Origin of the sequence: Streptomyces sp. UH6 (assembly GCF_013421635.1) — a bacterium.
Classification (GTDB): Bacteria; Actinomycetota; Actinomycetes; order Streptomycetales; family Streptomycetaceae; genus Streptomyces; species Streptomyces abyssomicinicus.
In genome coordinates this window covers 1-1,213 of sequence record NZ_JACADT010001333.1, presented here as the reverse complement: position 1 = coordinate 1,213, position 1,213 = coordinate 1, and the positions used below count along the sequence as shown (strand labels likewise).

Genomic DNA, 1,213 nt, shown 5'->3' with positions numbered 1-1,213 from the left:
ACACGGGCCAGCAGGTCGGCGAACGGGCGGGCGCGGTCGTCCGCGTGCCGCAGATACCGTTCGGCGTCCCAGTCCGTGCCCCCGCCGTTGCCCTTGCCCTTACCTTCGTCCTCGCCCTTGCCCTTGCCCGCACCCGGGTCCATGTCTGCGTCCATGGCACCAGTGCACAGGGCAAAATCTCTCGACGTCAAGAGACTTCACATCGACACAACCACTACACTGATCGTATGGAGGACGAGGTCGATCGGCTGGTCGCAGCGTGGCGCCGGGAGCGCCCGGACCTCGACGTGGAACCGCTCGAAGTACTCAGCCGGGTCAGCCGGCTGGCCCGCCACCTCGACCGCGCGCGCCGGCTCGCCTTCTCCGAGCACCACCTCGAACCCTGGGAGTTCGACGTGCTCACCGCCCTGCGCCGCGCCGGATCCCCCTACCAGCTCTCCCCCGGCCAGCTCCTCACCCAGACCCTGGTCACCTCCGGGACGATGACCAACCGCATCGACCGGCTCGCCAAGAAGAGCCTCGTCGAACGCCTCCCGGACCCCAGCGACCGCCGCGGCGTCCTCGTCCGCCTCACCGAGGAGGGCAAGAGCCGCGCCGACCAGGCCCTCGCCGGTCTCCTCGACCAGGAACGCGCCCTGCTCTCCGAGCTCTCCCGCGGCGAACGCGGCGAACTCGCCACCCTGCTACGCCGGCTGACCGCCCCGTTCGACAACATCCCCGGCTAGGTCCACCGGCCCCACCCCGGCCCGCCGCGCCAGCGCCACCGCCGCCAGCGTCGAGTGCACCCCCAGCTTGCCCAGCACGTTCTGCATGTGCGTCCGTACCGTGTGCGGCGACAGGAACAACCGCTCCGCCACCGCCTTGCGGCCCAGCCCCGCCACCATGCAGCGCAGCACCTCGCGCTCCCGCGGCGTCAGCGACTCCACCAGCCGCTCGCTCTCCGTACGGTGCCGCCGCGCCGCGGTCATCTCCCGCAGCACACCCGTCAGCAGCGCCGGCGGCAGATGCGTCTCGTCGCGCAGCACCCCCCGCACCACGGTCAGCAGCCGCGACAGCGAGCAGTCCTTCGCCACCCAGCCCGACGCGCCCGCCTGCAACGCCTGCGCGGCACGACGCGGGTCGTCCTTCTCCGCCAGCACCACCGTCCGCACCCCGGGATGCGCCGTCCGGACGCCGGCCACCAGCGTGATGCCGTCCCCCGCCACCGCACCCG

2 protein-coding genes are annotated in these 1,213 nt (G+C 72.5%); one reads left to right on the top strand and one right to left on the bottom strand.

Features of this window, described 5'->3' with window-relative positions:
* The first annotated feature begins 227 nt into the window (after positions 1-227).
* Positions 228-725 (top strand): MarR family winged helix-turn-helix transcriptional regulator, encoded by a 498-nt coding sequence (locus tag HW445_RS31685; RefSeq protein WP_180224211.1) that lies wholly within the window; start codon positions 228-230, stop codon positions 723-725.
* On the opposite strand, the gene HW445_RS31680 is transcribed toward HW445_RS31685, so the two are convergent.
* Positions 684-1,213: LuxR C-terminal-related transcriptional regulator (locus HW445_RS31680; RefSeq protein WP_180224210.1), on the bottom strand; the 530-nt coding region annotated here is incomplete at its 5' end. The genes HW445_RS31685 and HW445_RS31680 overlap by 42 nt on opposite strands.